The sequence below is a fragment of the Nocardia gipuzkoensis genome, from assembly GCF_021183645.1.
Taxonomy (GTDB): Bacteria; Actinomycetota; Actinomycetes; order Mycobacteriales; family Mycobacteriaceae; genus Nocardia; species Nocardia abscessus.
On the sequence record NZ_CP089225.1, the window covers coordinates 5,475,911 to 5,492,547 of the forward strand.

Genomic DNA, 16,637 nt, shown 5'->3' on the forward strand with positions numbered 1-16,637 from the left:
CAGCGCCGCCAGCGGATGTAGCGACTATCGGTAGTGTTCGACCAACTCCGAGCTACAGCGGAAACTCTGCGTGTGTGTTCACGCTGGCGCCGCGCTACCTGCTGCGCGCGCCTGCCGAGGTCGCCGGTGTGAGGTCGCGGCGTGTGGTGCGCGGCGGATGGACACACCCGTAGCCTGGGCACATGGACCTTGGAGAACGGCTCCCAACCGTTCGGAAGCGTCGCGGGCTGACACAGCGAGAGCTTGCGGAGTTCTCGCACGCCTAGGTTGCGCGGCTCGCCGCTGTCGCGGTCTACCTCGACGGCTTGCGGACGACCCCGAGCGGGTCGGGCGCGACCGTGCCGCTGAACTCGCCGTCGAACACGACAACGACGGGGCGCCGAGCATCCCGACTGTCGCGCCGTCGCCGGACAGGCTCGCGATTCGGTTCATGGCCTACACCGGTCTGCGCATAGGCGAGTTCTCCGCAGTTACTCATCCTGGTGTGTGCTGAGGGGGTGTTCGGAGACTGAAAAGCAGAAGAGGCACCTTCCGAGTTTCCTCAGAAAGTGCCTCTGACCTGGTGAGACGGTGGTGCGCGATACTGGGATTGAACCAGTGACCTCTTCCGTGTCAGGGAAGCGCTCTCCCGCTGAGCTAATCGCGCGAGGTGGAGACGGGAATCGAACCCGTGTGCACGGCTTTGCAGGCCGTTGCCTCACCACTCGGCCACTCCACCGTGCGAAGGGGGACGGCGTAATGTTGCCTGGCCCTACCTCTCGAGCGGATGACGGGATTCGAACCCGCGACCCTCACCTTGGCAAGGTGATGCGCTACCAGCTGCGCTACATCCGCATTCTGCCTCCTCGGAGCTCGTTTCCGACCTCCGTGGTGCGAGACAGAACATTAGCGGACGCCCGGTAAAAGGTACAAATCCGCTGGTAGGACGGTGGAAATCGACGAAGTGTCCTGCTGTGACGGTGGTGGCGGATGTGGTGCCTGGGGGAGTAGAGGCTTTTGTCGTCCATCGGCAGGCTCGGGCCCTCGATCGGCGACCCGTGCTCAGCGTGGTCCAGCGCCTATCCGGGGGCTCGCCTTGAACCCCCTGTGGGAGGCGTCGGAAGGCTGCCGGGCGCATGCTCGGCTCGTCGAACCGTCCCTGCCCGGAAGGCGATTTGGTGGACCGCCGGTGGCGCGTGCTAATGTTTCGTCTCGTCCGGAGGGCACCCCGAGCCGCCGGAACCAAGTCAGGTCTCATAGCTCAGCGGGAGAGCGTCCGCCTCACACGCGGAAGGTCGCTGGTTCGATCCCAGCTGGGACCACTCACACAGTGCGAGACCGGTGCAGATTCTGCCCGGTCTTCTTTTCTCTTCGAATAGATCGAAACCGTTGGGTTCATGGCGCCGCCCGGTCCACGGCCCTCTGGGTCATCTCTTTGTTGCACTGTGACCTGAGTCACATTATGGTAGCGGTTGTCTTCTTCTCGACCCGAACCCTTTCCACACGCTTTGCGAAGTCTTTACTATCATTGCGACCTTGTTGCACGGGTCGCGCTTCCGCCCACGGATGGGGGCCCGAGCTTCGCACGCCGCTCGACTTCGATGCCAAGAACATGTTTGACCGATGAACCGGGGCCAGTGTCCCGGCGAAGGAGAAAATATGTCCACCGACACCGATTCCGCACCACGGACGTCGCCGCGCGCGGACATGGCCGGTCGCCTGACCGGAATCGCCCGTGCCGATCTGCCCGCCTCGATCGTGGTTTTCCTTGTCGCCCTGCCGCTTTCGCTCGGCGTAGCGGTGGCATCCGGCGCTCCGGTGGCCGCGGGCCTGATCGCGGCCGTCGTCGGCGGCGTGGTGGCCGGACTGCTCGGCGGCTCCGCGATCCAGGTCAGCGGGCCCACGGCGAGCCTCACCGTGGTGGTCGCCGAGAGTGTGCAGCACTTCGGCTGGGCCGCAACCTGTTTCATCACCGTCGGCGCGGGGATGCTGCAGATCCTGTTCGGGCTCAGTCGCGTCGCGCGCGCGGCGCTGGCCATCGCCCCGGTGGTGGTGCACGGCATGCTCGCCGGGATCGGCGTGGTGATCGCTCTGCAGCAGGTGCACGTGCTGCTCGGCGGCACCTCGCTGAGTTCGTCGTTCGCCGCGCTGGTCGCCCTTCCGGAACAGCTGATGTCGGTGCACAAGGGCGATCTGTGCGTGGGGCTGTTCGTGATCGTCGTCCTGGTCGCCTGGCGTCGCGTGCCGCCGCCGGCGCGCGCGCTCCCCGGACCACTGGTCGCCGTGGTGACCGCCACCTTGCTGGCGCTGATCCTGCCGACGCACGTCGAGCGGATCGTGCTCGACGGCTCGTTGCTGGACGCTGTGGGTCTGCCCGCCGCCCCTTCCGCCGGCCTGGGGGCCGTCATCGCGGCCATGGTGACGATCGCGCTCATCGCCAGTGTGGAGAGCTTGCTCTCGGCTGTCGCGGTGGACAAGATGCGGCCGGGCCACCGCACCGACTTCGACCGCGAGCTGATCGGGCAGGGATCGGCGAACGTGGTCTCCGGCCTGCTCGGCGGCCTGCCGATCGCGGCCGTCATCGTGCGCAGTATCACCAACGCGAACGCCGGTGCTCGCAGCCGGGCCGCGACCGTGCTGCACGGAGTCTGGATCCTGCTGTTCGCGGTAGCGCTGGCCGGGCTGGTGCGGCAGATCCCGACCGCCGCGCTGGCCGGTCTGCTCATCTTCGTCGGCGTGCAACTGATCAAGCTGGCGCACATCCGGCTGGCCAGGCGGGCCGGCGAGGTGTACGTCTACCTGGCCACGGTGCTGGGCGTGGTATTCCTGAACTTGTTGCAGGGCATGCTGATCGGGCTGGTGCTCGCGTTCGCGCTGCTGCTGTGGCGGGTGGTGCGCGTGGCGATCGTCGCCGCGCCGGTGCCCGGCTCGCGCCGGTGGGTGGTCACCATCGACGGCACCTGCACCTTCCTCGCCTTGCCGAAACTGACCGCGGAACTGGCCGAGGTCCCCGCGGGCGCCGACGTGACCGTCGAGATGACCGTCGACTTCCTCGACCACGCCTCCTGCGAGTTCCTCACCGACTGGGCTCTCGAGCACGAATCCGGCGGCGCCACGGTGGAATTCGCCGAACTCGGCAGCGCGCGCATGGCCACCGCACTGGCCGGGCCGCCGCAGCGAGGGCACTTCCGGCAGGTCATCGATCAGGTCATCGGACCGTGGCGGCGCACAGGCAACCGGGAGCACCGCATCGCGGCGGGCATCGCCGCCTACCACCGCGGGCACGCGCACCTGCTTCGCCCGCATCTGAACCGGCTACGGCACCGGCACGACGCCGACTCGTTCTTCCTCACCTGCGCGGACGCGCGGATCTTGCCCAACGTGATCACCAACAGCGGGCCGGGCGACCTGTACACCGTCCGCAACGTGGGCAACCTGGTGCCGACCCGGGGCGGGGACCTCTCGGTGGAGGCGGGCCTGATCTACGCGCTGGAGAAGCTGGACGTGCGCGCGGTGGTGGTATGCGGGCATTCCGGCTGCGGCGCCATGGAGGCGCTGCACCGCGAGGTGGATCCCGGTGCGGGGCTGGGTGATTGGCTGGCACACGCGCGTCCCGGCCTGGAGCGGTACCGGCTCGGTCATCCGGTCGGCGAGGCGGCGGCCGTCGCCGGCTTCGGCCCGGTGGACCAGTTGGGCATGGTCAACGTCGCGGTGCAGCTGGAGACGCTGTACGCGCACCCGGCCGTGCGACGGGGAGTCGAGGAGCGGGGCGTGGCCGTGTCCGGATTGTTCTTCGACCTCGCTACGGCCCGTGTGATCGAGGTCATGGTCGACGGCATCGCGGAGTTCGACGACGAAGGACGCCGGATCGCGGCGGAGCCGGTCTGAGCAGGCGATGTGCGATGCGTCACGGTGATAACGACGAGAGGGCGGTGGGGCGCGACACACAATTCGCTCAGTTCTCAGGCTTTGCTAAGTCTTTACCAATACACTTGTGCTTGTTTACATCTCGACTCATCGCTGTGTCGGGACTGCTTCACCGCGAGATGCCGGTTCGCGGTCTTGTGCCCTGCTGGACATGTTGATCGTCAACCGACCTCGGCGAATCAGCCGAGTCGGCGAAGGAGAGTCATGGCTATCGATCAAGATTTAGCCCCGCCACCGTCACTGCCCGCGGAGGCGGGCTCGGGCCGCAGTTCCGGACCGTTGTCCGACCGCTTCACCGAAATCCTCCGCTACGATGTACCCGCTTCGATCGTGGTTTTCCTTGTCGCGCTACCGCTTTCGCTCGGTATCGCGATCGCTTCCGGAGCCCCCGTCGCCGCTGGGCTCATCGCCGCCGTGATCGGCGGTATCGTCGCCGGGACATTCGGCGGTTCACTCCTCCAGGTGAGCGGCCCTGCCGCCGGTCTCACCGTCGTCGTCGCCGAGACGATCAACCAATTCGGCTGGCGCACGACGTGTTTCATCGTCTTCGCGGCCGGAGTGCTGCAGATCCTGCTCGGGCTCAGCCGCGTGGCCCGAGCGGCGCTGGCCGTGGCGCCCGTGGTGGTGCACGCGATGCTCGCCGGTATCGGCATCACGATCGCCCTGCAGCAGATCCATGTGCTGCTCGGTGGTTCCTCGCACAGCTCGGCCTGGCGGAACATCACCGAACTGCCCGGGCAGCTGATGTCCCTGCACGGTGGCGGCACGTTGATCGGCGCGGTCGTGATCGCGATCATGCTCGGCTGGAAGTATCTGCCCGCCAGGTTGCGCGCGGTGCCCGGTCCGCTGGTCGCGGTGCTCGTCGGCACGGTGTTGTCGCTGGTGCTGCCGCTGGACGCCGAACGCATCGTGCTCAACGGTTCGCTGTTCGACGCCATCGGCCTGCCGGCGCTGCCCAGCGGCGATTGGTCGGGTCTGGTCCTTGCCATCATCACCATCGCCCTGATCGCCAGCGTGGAGAGCCTGTTGTCCGCGGTGGCCGTGGACAAGATGCACTCCGGCAAGCGCACCGACTTCGACCGCGAGCTGATCGGTCAGGGTTCGGCGAACGTACTGTCCGGCCTGCTCGGCGGCCTGCCGGTCACCGGCGTGATCGTGCGCAGCGCCACCAATGTGCAGGCGGGCGCGCGCAGCCGCGCCTCGGCGGTGCTGCACGGGGTCTGGCTGCTGGTGTTCTCGGTGGCTCTGGTGTCGGTGGTGGAGCAGATCCCGAAGGCCGCGCTGGCCGGCTTGCTCATCGTGATCGGTACCCAGCTGGTCAAGCTGGCCCACATCAAACTGGCCCGGCGCACCGGTGACCTGCTGGTCTACGCCGTGACCGTGCTCGGTGTGGTGTTCCTGAACCTGCTCGAGGGCGTGCTCATCGGCCTCGGCCTGGCCTTCGGCCTGCTGCTGTGGCGGGTGGTCCGGGTGGCGATCAAGGCCGAACAGGTCTCCGGCACGCAGCGCTGGCTGATCACCGTCGACGGTTCGGCCACCTTCCTCGCGCTGCCGAAGCTGTCGGCGCAGTTCGCGAAGATCCCCGCGGGAGCCGACGTCACGGTGGAGATGACGGTCGACTTCCTCGATCACGCGGCTTTCGAGGCCATCGAGGAGTTCGCCCGCCAGCAGGTGAACACCGGAGGAAGCGTCGATTTCGTGGAGATCGGCGGGGCCAGGATGGCCCACGCCACGGCGAAACCACCCGCGCGGAGCTTCGCCCGCGCGGTCTTCGACGACATCCTCGGCCCGTGGCGTCGCGACGAGGGACACGAGAACCCGGTCGCAGCGGGTGTCGCCGCCTACCACCGCAGTCACGCGCATGTCGTGCGGTCGCACCTGGACGAGCTGCGGGACAAGCAGGACCCGGATTCGTTCTTCCTGACCTGCTCGGACTCGCGGATCGTGCCGAACATCATCACCAACAGCGGACCGGGCGACCTGTTCACCGTGCGCAACGTGGGCAACCTCGCGCCCGCCGAGGGTGACGCATCGGTCGAAGCCGCGCTGGTGTTCGCACTGGAACAGCTGAACGTCCGCTCGATCGTGGTCTGCGGACACTCCTCCTGCGGGGCGATGAAGGCGTTGCACACGGGCGCCCCTGTCCCCGGCGTGGACGCCTGGCTGGCCCATGCGCAGCCGAGCCTGGCGAAATTCCGCGCCGGCCATCCGGTGGCGGGTGCGGCGCAGGAGGCGGGCTTCGGCGAGGTCGATCAGCTGGCCATGGTGAACGTCGCGGTGCAGCTCGAGCTGCTGCACCGGCACCCAGCGGTGCGCAAGGCGGTCGCCGAACGCGGCGTCACGGTGTCGGGCCTGTTCTTCGACATCGCCAGTGCGCGGGTCGTCGAGGTGACCGAGAACGGCATCGCGCACATCGATGACACGGGCCGTCAGCCCGCTGCCCAGCTCGTCTGACGAATGGGAACGGTGATCCCGCCCGGGCACGCGCCAGGGCGGGATCACCGCATCCGGTCGGCTGGGACCGGATGCGGCGCGCCGGACAGCTCGTACCCTGGGAACGTGACCGCAGACCTGGAAACGAGCTCGGGCGATCGACCGACCCGCTGGCGCGCCTTCCACGCCGGGATCGAACGCCGACCTACGCTGTATCGCGTCTACCGGATCGTGGTCGCGATGGTCGGTGTCGCTGTGCTCGCGGTCGGTGTCCTCGCGATCCCCTACCCCGGTCCCGGCTGGGCGATCGTGTTCGCGGGCCTCGGCATCCTCGCCACCGAATTCGCCTGGGCGCGTGCGGCATTGGCCTGGCTGCGGGACCGGTACCGGCAACTGATGGCCTGGTACTCCGCGCGGGGTCCGGTCACGCAGGCGGCCGCGGCGGTCGCCACCGCCGCGCTGGTCGTCGCGACGCTGTGGATTTTGGGGACTTTCGGGCTCGTCGGTAGTTGGATCGGAGTCGAATGGGAATGGCTGCGCAGCCCCCTGCAACGGTGATCACCGTCGCCGGGTGGACGCTCACCCACCCGGAATGGCTGTCCGCACGGATCGCGGAGATGGGCCACTCCTGGGGGACCACGTCGTTGCGCATCGCCGGCACCCTGTGGTGGTGCATGATCGCCTCCGCCCTGGTGGAGCAGATCGCGCGGGCGTACGCGCAAGACGGGGACGCCCCCGAAGTCACGCTGGACCGGCTGGACTGCGAGGTGCGCCCGGACGGTGGTGTCGAGCGGGTGCGCATCCGGCCCGGGGACGGTCCGCGGACCGGCAGCGCGGCGGCGCTGCGCGAGACGTTGGCGACCGTCATCCCGCCGGTCGCCGAGGTGTCCGGCGCCGGTGTCCCGGCGTTGTGGGCGATCGCGGCCGACGCCATCGGCAACCGTGCGCTGGACGCCGGATCGCCGGACGCTGGGGCGCGGCTGGCCGCCGAGATCGGCGGCAAGCTCCCGGCTCCGCGTTTCGTCGAGGTCGGCGGACGCACCTACGTCCGGCGCATCTCCTGCTGTCTGGTGTTCGAGGTGCCCGGCTGCCAGATGTGCACCAGCTGCCCGAAACGGCCGGCCGCCGAACGCACGGCGTTGCTCGCGGGCCTGGCCGCCGAGGGCTGAGGACCTGCCGGGACGCCACTGATTCGCACGCCCACGGGTGAGTTGCCGGGTACGCCCGAACTCGACCGCCGTCGCGGGCGAAGTGAACGCAAATCCCGCGGCACCGAACCGGTACGGCCCAAAGCCCGGAGGGGCGGGCCGAAGTGGCGGGACAGTAGCATGGTCGCGCCGGACGAACATGCGATCGGCCACCGTCCAGCGGGACCAAGCCCGCACACGAAACGCCAAGGAGAGCGCAGCCGTGACCACCTCAGCCCCTATCAGTCCTGTCGCCCTCGTCCGGGTGCCGGCCGGGACGACGGCGGGCGCCGCGGTGCGCGAGGCGGGACTGCCCACCAAGGGGCCGGAGACCGTGGTCGTCGTCCGGGTGGACGGTGAGCTCAAGGACCTGTCCTGGACTCCGGACGCCGACGTCGACGTCGAGCCGGTGGCGGCGAACACCGACGACGGCCGCAACGTCATCCGGCACTCGGCGGCGCATGTGCTCGCCCAGGCGGTGCAGCAGGAGTTCCCCGGGGCCAAGCTCGGCATCGGCCCGTACATCAAGGACGGGTTCTACTACGACTTCCGCGTCGAGCGGCCGTTCACCCCGGAGGATCTGGCCAAGCTGGAATCCCGGATGAAGAAGATCGTCAAGGGTGCGCAGCGGTTCTCCCGCCGGGTGGTCGAGGTCGAGGATGCCAGGGTCGAGCTGGCCGGGGAGCCGTTCAAGCTGGAACTGATCAGCGACAAGTCCGGGATCGACGATCCGGAGGTCATGGAGGTCGGCGGCAAGGAGCTGACCATCTACGACAACCTGGATCCGCGCACCGGCGAGAAGATCTGGGGCGACCTGTGCCGCGGCCCGCACATTCCGACCACCAAGTTCATCCCGGCCTTCAAACTGACCCGCAGCTCGGCCGCGTATTGGCGCGGTGACCAGAGCCGCGAGGACCTGCAGCGGGTCTACGGCACCGCGTGGGAATCGCAGGAGGCGCTCGACGAGCACCTGCACCTGCTCGCCGAGGCCGAGCGCCGCGACCATCGCAAGCTGGGCCTGGAGCTGGATCTGTTCAGCTTCCCAGACGAACTCGGCTCCGGCCTTCCGGTGTTCCACCCCAAGGGCGGCATCATCCGCAAGGAGCTGGAGGAGTACTCGCGCCGCAGGCATGTGGCGGCGGGCTACGAGTTCGTCAACACCCCGCACATCACCAAGGGGCACCTGTTCGAGGTCTCCGGCCACCTGGACTGGTACCGCGACGGCATGTTCCCCGCGATGCACCTGGACGCCGAGTTCAACGAGGACGGCACCGTCCGCAAGCCCGGCCAGGACTACTACGTCAAGCCGATGAACTGCCCGATGCACAATCTGATCTTCCGTGCCCGGGGCCGGTCGTATCGGGAACTGCCGCTGCGGCTGTTCGAGTTCGGCTCGGTCTACCGCTACGAGAAGTCCGGTGTGGTGCACGGGCTCACCCGGGTGCGCGGCATGACCCAGGACGACGCGCACATCTACTGCACCAAAGAGCAGATGCACAGCGAGCTGACCGACACGCTGCGGTTCGTGCTGGAACTGCTGAAGGATTACGGTCTCGACGACTTCTACCTCGAGCTGTCCACCAAGGACCCGAAGAAGTTCGTCGGTTCCGAGGAGATCTGGGAGGAGGCCACCGAGACCTTGTCCAAGGTCGCCTCGGCCTCCGGTCTGGAGCTGGTGCCCGATCCCGGCGGCGCCGCCTTCTACGGCCCGAAGATCTCCGTGCAGGCCAAGGACGCGCTGGGCCGCACCTGGCAGATGTCGACCATCCAGCTGGACTTCAACCTGCCCGAGCGCTTCGATCTGGAGTACACCGCGTCCGACGGCACCAAGCAGCGGCCGGTCATGATCCACCGCGCCCTGTTCGGCTCCATCGAGCGATTCTTCGGTGTGCTCACCGAGCACTACGCGGGCGCGTTCCCGGCATGGCTCTCGCCGGTGCAGGTCGTCGGCATCCCGGTCGCGGAAGCCTTTGCCCCGCACCTGGATCGGGTGATCGAGCGGTTGCAGGACGAGGGCGTCCGCGCGCAGGTGGACCGCAGCGACGACCGCATGCAGAAGAAGATCTTCAACAACACCGCGCAAAAGGTGCCGTTCATGCTGCTGGCCGGTGAGCGCGACGTGAACGCGAACGCCGTGAGCTTCCGCTTCCGCGACGGCACCCAGGTCAACGGTGTCCCGGTCGAGGACGCGGTGGCCACCATCGTCGCGTGGATCGCCCACCGGGAGAACGCGTCGCCGACGGCCGACGGTTTCGAGATCCGATCGAGCAAGGGTGGGGCATGACCGAGCGTACGGTGCCGGACGGGCTCGCGGATCTGGACCAGGCCGCGCCTTCGGCCGAGCCGGGCAGCATCGTGGACACCGGCGCCGGGGAACCGGATCGGCTGCTGCGGCTGTGGACGCCGTACCGCATGTCCTACATCGCGGAGGCGGCCACGGAGCCCAAGGATTCGACCGGCCATCCCTTCACCGACATCCCGAAGATGTCCGATGAGGACGGTCTGGTCGTCGCCCGCGGCGAGCTGGTGTACGCCGTGCTCAACCTGTACCCGTACAACCCGGGACACATGATGGTGGTGCCGTACCGCAAGGTGGCGAACCTGGAGGACCTCACCGAGGCGGAGAGCGCCGAATTGATGGCCTTCACCCAGCAGGCGATCCGGGTGATGAAGAAGGTGTCCCGGCCGCACGGGTTCAACGTCGGGCTGAATCTCGGCGGGGTGGCGGGCGGGTCGCTGGCCGACCACCTGCACCAGCACATCGTGCCGCGCTGGGGTGGCGACGCGAACTTCATCACCGTCATCGGCGGGGCGAAGGTGATGCCGCAACTGCTGCGGGAGACCAGGGCGCTGTTGTCAGCGGCCTGGAAGGAGGCGTAGATGAGCGACCGGGCGGATCTGCCGTGCTGAGCTTCTTCGGCCGCGAGACGTTCGCCAAAGCGACGGCTCCGCTGGGCCGGGCGCTGGTCGGCACGGGACTGACTCCCGACGCCATGACCTTGATCGGCACCACCGCCTCCATCGTCGCCGCGGTCACCCTCTTCCCCACCGGACACCTGTTCTGGGGAACCATGGTGATCTGGCTGTTCGTCATGTTCGACATGCTCGACGGCGCCATGGCCAGGGCGCGCGGCGGTGGCACGAAATACGGCGCGGTGCTCGACGCCACCTGCGACCGGCTGGCCGATGGCGCCATCTTCGGCGGCCTGGCCTGGTGGGCGGTCTTCCACGAGCAGCACGAGCCGCTGTTCGCCGCGACGCTCGTCGTCCTGGTTGCCTCGCAGGTGATCTCCTACGCCAAGGCGCGCGCCGAGGCCAGCGGGCTGTCCGCGGACGGCGGGCTCATCGAGCGGCCGGACCGGCTGATCATCGTGCTGGTGGGCGCCGGGTTCACCGGGATCGGCGGACACTGGGGGATCGAGTGGCTCACCTACGCCGTGCACGTGGCGATGTGGATCCTCGCCGTGCTCAGCATCGTCACCGTCGTCCAGCGGGTGCTGGCCGTGCGCAACTCGCCGGGAGCACGCACTGTGATCCCGGCCGGGCAGCCGCAACGCCCGAGCGCGGGAACCACCGACGCCACGGGACTTCCGTCGTGATCTCACCCGGTGCCGGACGCCGATCGATCGACGGTGGCGTCCGGGAATCCGTGATGAATTGCCGACCGGCGACGGGGGAGTGCGGATGAATATCGGCGAGCAGCTCGGTGCCGTCGGGTACACGGCAGGCTGGCGGCTGGTGCGCGCGCTGCCGGAGTCGACGGCCCGGCGATTGTTCGAGTGGGGCGGGGACCGCGTCGCCCGTCGCGCCAACCGGGAGTTCCACGCGGGCGGCGCGCCGAATCAGTTGCGGCGCAACCTGGCGCGGGTGCTCGGCGTCCTTCCCGCCGACGTGCCGGACGAGCTGATCGGCGCCAGCATGCGCTCCTACGCGCGGTACTGGCGGGAGGCGTTCCGGCTGCCGACGATGGACCATTCCACGATCGACTACTTCGTCGACGGGTTGCCGTACTTGGACGCGGCGCTGGCGGAGGGGCGAGGCGTGGTACTCGTGCTGCCGCACTCCGGCAACTGGGATATGGCAGGCGTCTGGCTGGTGCAGCACTACGGGGCGTTCTCCACCGTGGCCGAGCGACTGAAGCCGGAATCGCTGTTCGAGCGGTTCGTCGCCTACCGGGAGAGTCTCGGCTTCGAGGTGTTCCCGCTGACCGGTGGCGAGCAACCGCCGTTCGTCCAGTTGGCGGCGCGCCTGCGGCAGAACAGGATCGTGTGCCTGATGGGCGAACGCGACCTCACCGGCAAGGGTGTCCCCGTCCAGTTCTTCGGTGAGCGCACCTGGATGCCCGCGGGCGCGGCGAAACTGGCCGTCGAGACCGGAGCCGCGTTGATTCCGGTGCACGCGTGGTTCGAGGTCGATGCCGACGGCCGCGAGAACTGGGGCCTGAAAACCGAGGCGCCGCTGGATGTTTCCGGAGGGGTGGCCGCGGCCACCCAGGCATTGGCGGACCGCTTCGCGGCGAATATCGCCGAGCACCCCGCGGATTGGCACATGCTGCAACCATTGTGGGAGAGCGATCTCTCGCCCCGGCGGCGCGCCTCGATCGCCACCGCACAGGCGAGCCTCGCGGCCGAGCAGGGAGACGTATCGCCATGAAGATCGGCATGGTCTGCCCCTATTCGTTCGACGTCCCCGGCGGGGTGCAGGCGCATGTCGTCGAGCTGGCGCGCGTGTTCAACGAACGCGGGCACAAGGTGAGTGTGCTCGCGCCCGCGTCCGACGGCACCCCGCTGCCGGAGTTCGTGGTGTCGGCGGGCCGCGCGGTGGCCATCCCGTACAACGGGTCGGTGGCCCGCCTGTCCTTCGGACCCATGGCCTACACCAGGATTCGCCGCTGGATCGACGGCAACGATTTCGACGTGCTGCACATCCACGAGCCGAACGCGCCGAGCCTGTCCATGCTCGCGCTGAAGATCGCCGAGGGCCCGATCGTCGCGACTTTCCACACCTCGACGACGAAATCGTTGGTGCTGAGCACTTTTCAGGGGGTGCTGCGGCCGTATCACGAGAAGATCGCAGGCCGTATCGCCGTCTCCGAGCTGGCACGGCGCTGGCAGGTCGAGGCGCTGGGCTCGGACGCGGTGGAGATCCCCAACGGCGTGGACGTCCCGGCGTTCGCCCGCGCGCCCATGCTGCCCGGCTATCCGCGCCCCGGCGGGACCGTGCTGTTCCTCGGACGCTACGACGAGCCGCGCAAGGGCATGGAGGTGCTGCTGGGCGCGCTTCCCGATCTGGTGCGCAAGCATCCCGACGTCGAGATCCTGATCGTCGGCCGCGGCGACGAGGACCGCTTGCGCCGGGAAGCGGGCAAGCTGTCCGGTCACCTGCGCTTCCTCGGTCAGGTGTCCGACGAGGAGAAGGCTTCGGCGATGCGGAGCGCGGACGTGTACGTCGCGCCCAACCTGGGCGGGGAGAGTTTCGGCATCATCCTGATCGAGGCGATGGCGGCGGGCACCGCGGTGGTGGCCAGCGAACTGGACGCCTTCCGCCGAGTGCTGCGCGACGGTACGGCGGGCCTGCTGGTCCCGGTCGGCGACTCGGCGGCCCTGGCCGCCGCGCTGCACACCGTGCTCACCGACGAGGTGCGCAGGGAGGCTCTGGTGCACACCGCGACGCAGGTGGTCGGGGAGTACGACTGGCCGGTGGTGGCCGAACAGATCCTGCGCGTCTACGAGACGGTGACCATCGGCGACACGCGGGTGCGGGCCGCCGGATGATCACCTTCTCCGCGACGACCGTTCTCGTCCTCGCGCTGATCGCCGCGGTAGTCGTCGCGATCGGTCTGTGGGCGTACTCCACCGCGAACCGGCTCGACCGGCTGCACGTGCGCTCCGACCAGTCCTGGCAGGCGCTCGACGCGGCGCTGGCGCGGCGGGCGGTGGTGGCCAGGGCGGTCGCCATGGCCATCGCCGGGCCGGTCTCCGATCCGGCCCTGTCGGAGCAGGCCAGACAGCTCTCGTCCCTGGCGGACCGGGCCGAGCGCGCCGGTCGCGCCGAGCGGGAGACCGTGGAGAACCGGTTGTCCTCCGCGTTGTCGGCGGTCGACATCGGCACGCTTCGTCCGCAGTTGGTCGCCGAACTGGCCGACGCCGAGGCAAGGGTGCTGATCGCCCGCCGCTTCCACAACGACGCGGTGCGCGACACGCTGGCGCTGCGCACGCGGCGCCCGGTCCGGATCCTTCATCTGGGCGGTACCGCCCCGCTGCCGTCCTACTTCGAGATCACCGAGCGGGCCACCCCGGCGGCCTCCACCGGCCTCGCGGTCGACACCATCCGCACCACCGCGCGCATCGTGCTGTTCGACGAGAACGACCAGACGCTGCTGATGCGCGGCAACGACCCGAAGACGCCGGAAGTGTCGTTCTGGTTCACCGTCGGCGGCGGCGTCGAGCCGGGGGAGAGCCTGCGCGTGGCGGCGGTGCGCGAACTGTACGAGGAGACCGGGTACCGCGCGGATCCGGCTCACCTGCGCGGTCCGATCTGGCGCCGGGTCGCGGTGTTTCCGTTCAACGGTGACCTGATCCGGTCCGAAGAGCTGTTCTTCGCACTGCGGGTGCGTGGTTTCGAACCGCACGCGGCGAATCAGACCGTGATCGAGCGTCGCTCCATCACCGGCAACAAGTGGTGCACCGCGGCCGACATCGTCGCGCTGGACCGCTCGGGTGAAACCGTTTACCCATATAACCTGGACGAGCTACTCGCCGAAGCGGCCGAGGCGGCGTCGGGTAACGCTGACCCGGAGGTCCGCTCCATCCGCTGACCGGCCGCCGAACGGATGTGATGTGTTTCACGATCGTGATAGCGTCGCGATGATTCAGGGCGCCGGAGGGTAGAGCTGACAGGGACGCATGCGATTCGGCGTCGTGGTCCTGCTGACGGCGGGGCCGTTCCCGCTCGGTTGTGGAGGTAGTTGGTTCATGTCGTACCTGCTGTTCGATTTCCTGTTGCCGCTGATCGGTCCCGCGGCCGCGGAGTACTGGGCAACGTTGCTGGTGGTCGGCCCGCTGTGATCCGGCGCCCGGCGAGGGCCGGGCAGTCCAGTACCGCGCCGGGACGGCCCGATCGCCGCGCCCTCCCGGCCTAGCGCGCCATAACCGAGATCACACCAGGCCAGTGCACTCCAACTGGCTATCAAGTGGCCTTTTACGGCCGCCTAGAATCGTGGCGTTCGCATCCGAGCGACCGAATGGCGCACATGCTGGAGGAGTTTGCCGTGACCACCCCCGAGAACACCCAGACCGTCGGCACCGCCCGCGTGAAGCGCGGCATGGCCGAGATGCTCAAGGGTGGGGTGATCATGGACGTCGTCACGCCGGAGCAGGCCAAGATCGCCGAGGACGCGGGCGCGGTCGCGGTGATGGCGCTGGAGCGCGTGCCCGCGGACATCCGGGCTCAGGGCGGCGTGTCGCGGATGAGCGACCCGGACATGATCGACGGGATCATTTCCGCGGTCTCGATCCCGGTCATGGCCAAGGCCCGTATCGGCCACTTCGTGGAGGCGCAGATCCTGCAGAGCCTCGGCGTCGACTACATCGACGAGTCCGAGGTGCTCACCCCGGCCGACTACGCCAACCACATCGACAAGTGGAACTTCACCGTGCCGTTCGTCTGCGGCGCCACCAACCTGGGCGAGGCGCTGCGCCGGATCACCGAGGGCGCGGCCATGATTCGCTCCAAGGGCGAGGCGGGCACCGGCGACGTGTCCAACGCGACGACGCACATGCGCAAGATCCGCCAGGAGATCCGCAGGCTCTCGTCGCTGCCCGAGGACGAGCTGTTCGTCGCGGCCAAGGAGCTGCAGGCGCCCTACGAGCTGGTTCGCGAGATCGCCGAGACCGGCAAGCTGCCGGTCGTGCTGTTCACCGCGGGCGGCATCGCCACCCCCGCCGACGCGGCGATGATGATGCAACTCGGGGCCGAGGGCGTGTTCGTGGGGTCGGGCATCTTCAAGTCCGGCAACCCGGCCCAGCGCGCCGCCGCCATCGTCAAGGCCACCACCTTCTACGACGACCCGGACGTGCTGGCCAAGGTGTCGCGCGGTCTGGGCGAGGCCATGGTCGGCATCAACGTCGAGGAGATCGCCCAGCCGCATCGCCTGGCCGAGCGCGGGTGGTGAGCGCGGGCCGGTAGCGTCTGCCGCGTGGAGTTGCGGCAGTTGCGGTACTTCGTGGTCCTGGCGGAGGAGCTGCATTTCCGCCGGGCCGCGCAGCGATTGTTCATCTCGACGCCCACCCTCAGTCAGCAGATCAAAATGCTGGAGCGGGAACTGGGCGGCCCGCTGCTGGTCCGGGAGCCGCGGGTGGAGCTGACGGCGGCGGGTGCGGCGCTGCTGCGCTCCGGCAAGCACGTGCTGCGCGCGATGGACGAGGCGATCCGGGAGACCAGGCGCGCTGCCGCCGCCGACGCCCCGGTGCTGCGCCTCGGGCTGCTGAACGGCGTTCCGCCTTGGCTGCCCACGCGCATCGGCGGCCTGCTCACCGGCGAGCTGCCCGGCGCCAGGATGGTGCTCACCGGCGGGACCACCGCCGATCAGGTGCGCATGCTCGATGACGACGAAGTCGATCTCGCGCTGGTCCGCACGCCGGTGCACCTGCCCGACCGTTTCGCGCAACGTCCGGTCGCCCGCGAGGAGCTGGGGGTCGTGATGTCCGCGCGGCATCCGCTCGCGCGTGAGACGCTGCTCGACCCGGCCGCTCTCAGCGGTCTGGAGCTGATCTTGTTCGCCCGTGAATCCGCTGCGGGCCTGCACGACTGGCTGTTGCGCACGCTGACCGATCACGGCGGCCGGGTACGGCTCAGCGAGAGCGCGATGGGGCATGCGCAGATGCTCGCGGTGCTGCCCTCGCGGCCCGACGTGATCGGGCTCGGCTCCGCACGCGTGGACGGACTGCCCGGCCTGGTCTGGCGGCCGCTGCGCAGCGCACCACTGGTGGTCACCTACGCGATCGCCTGGCGGGCAGCAGTGCGCGATCCGGCCGTCGCGGCGCTGATCGCCGCCGTCACGCGCGGACTGTCGGCGGAATAGACCGCCCGGACCGGTTCCGGTGCTAGGTT

12 protein-coding genes and 4 tRNA genes are annotated in these 16,637 nt (G+C 68.8%); 13 read left to right on the plus strand and 3 right to left on the minus strand.

Annotated features, from left to right (window positions below):
- Positions 1-571 precede the first annotated feature (571 nt).
- From LTT66_RS24945 to LTT66_RS24955, 3 genes are all read right to left on the minus strand, one after another.
- Positions 572-646: transfer RNA gene (locus LTT66_RS24945), tRNA-Val, on the minus strand.
- Position 647: 1 nt separating this feature from the next.
- Positions 648-718: transfer RNA gene (locus tag LTT66_RS24950), tRNA-Cys, on the minus strand.
- 43 nt (positions 719-761) lie between these two features.
- A tRNA-Gly gene (locus tag LTT66_RS24955) sits at positions 762-834 on the minus strand.
- A gap of 395 nt (positions 835-1,229) precedes the next feature.
- On the opposite strand from LTT66_RS24955, the gene LTT66_RS24960 reads away from it, so the two are divergent.
- The 13 genes from LTT66_RS24960 to LTT66_RS25020 all read left to right on the plus strand — a co-directional run bounded on the left by LTT66_RS24960 (position 1,230) and on the right by LTT66_RS25020 (position 16,608).
- Positions 1,230-1,301 (plus strand) — tRNA-Val (locus LTT66_RS24960).
- A 337-nt stretch (positions 1,302-1,638) separates the two neighbouring features.
- Complete coding sequence (locus LTT66_RS24965; RefSeq protein ID WP_233060889.1) at positions 1,639-3,867, plus strand: SulP family inorganic anion transporter; 2,229 nt, start codon at positions 1,639-1,641, stop codon at positions 3,865-3,867.
- Between the two features lie 243 nt (positions 3,868-4,110).
- Positions 4,111-6,360, plus strand: a complete 2,250-nt coding sequence (locus tag LTT66_RS24970; protein ID WP_233060890.1) for a solute carrier family 23 protein — start codon at positions 4,111-4,113, stop codon at positions 6,358-6,360.
- 105 nt (positions 6,361-6,465) lie between these two features.
- Complete coding sequence (locus LTT66_RS24975; protein ID WP_233060891.1) at positions 6,466-6,897, plus strand: TIGR02611 family protein; 432 nt, start codon at positions 6,466-6,468, stop codon at positions 6,895-6,897.
- On the plus strand, positions 6,870-7,508 hold the full coding sequence (locus LTT66_RS24980) for a (2Fe-2S)-binding protein (protein WP_233060892.1): 639 nt from the start codon (positions 6,870-6,872) through the stop codon (positions 7,506-7,508). The genes LTT66_RS24975 and LTT66_RS24980 overlap by 28 nt, the downstream gene beginning before the upstream one ends.
- Before the next feature lie 241 nt (positions 7,509-7,749).
- On the plus strand, positions 7,750-9,810 hold the full coding sequence (thrS, locus tag LTT66_RS24985; protein WP_195095505.1) for a threonine--tRNA ligase: 2,061 nt from the start codon (positions 7,750-7,752) through the stop codon (positions 9,808-9,810).
- Entirely contained in the window at positions 9,807-10,406 is a 600-nt protein-coding gene (locus LTT66_RS24990; protein ID WP_181722073.1) for an HIT family protein, read from the plus strand. Before thrS ends, LTT66_RS24990 begins: the two co-directional genes overlap by 4 nt.
- A gap of 23 nt (positions 10,407-10,429) precedes the next feature.
- Positions 10,430-11,125 carry a phosphatidylinositol phosphate synthase gene (gene pgsA, locus LTT66_RS24995; protein WP_233060893.1) on the plus strand — a complete coding sequence of 232 codons (696 nt, stop codon included), beginning with the start codon at positions 10,430-10,432 and terminating at the stop codon, positions 11,123-11,125.
- 85 nt (positions 11,126-11,210) lie between these two features.
- Positions 11,211-12,179 carry a phosphatidylinositol mannoside acyltransferase gene (locus LTT66_RS25000; protein ID WP_233060894.1) on the plus strand — a complete coding sequence of 323 codons (969 nt, stop codon included), beginning with the start codon at positions 11,211-11,213 and terminating at the stop codon, positions 12,177-12,179.
- Positions 12,176-13,300: a glycosyltransferase family 4 protein gene (locus tag LTT66_RS25005; protein WP_233060895.1), complete on the plus strand. Its 1,125-nt coding sequence runs from the start codon at positions 12,176-12,178 to the stop codon at positions 13,298-13,300. The genes LTT66_RS25000 and LTT66_RS25005 overlap by 4 nt, the downstream gene beginning before the upstream one ends.
- Entirely contained in the window at positions 13,300-14,343 is a 1,044-nt protein-coding gene (locus LTT66_RS25010) for an NUDIX hydrolase (protein ID WP_233069387.1), read from the plus strand. The genes LTT66_RS25005 and LTT66_RS25010 overlap by 1 nt, the downstream gene beginning before the upstream one ends.
- Before the next feature lie 435 nt (positions 14,344-14,778).
- Positions 14,779-15,699, plus strand: coding sequence for a pyridoxal 5'-phosphate synthase lyase subunit PdxS (pdxS, locus tag LTT66_RS25015; RefSeq protein WP_233060896.1), 921 nt, complete (start codon positions 14,779-14,781; stop codon positions 15,697-15,699).
- A gap of 24 nt (positions 15,700-15,723) precedes the next feature.
- The gene (locus LTT66_RS25020; RefSeq protein WP_233060897.1) at positions 15,724-16,608 is read left to right on the plus strand and encodes a LysR family transcriptional regulator; all 885 of its coding nucleotides are present in this window, start codon (positions 15,724-15,726) and stop codon (positions 16,606-16,608) included.
- Positions 16,609-16,637 lie beyond the last annotated feature (29 nt).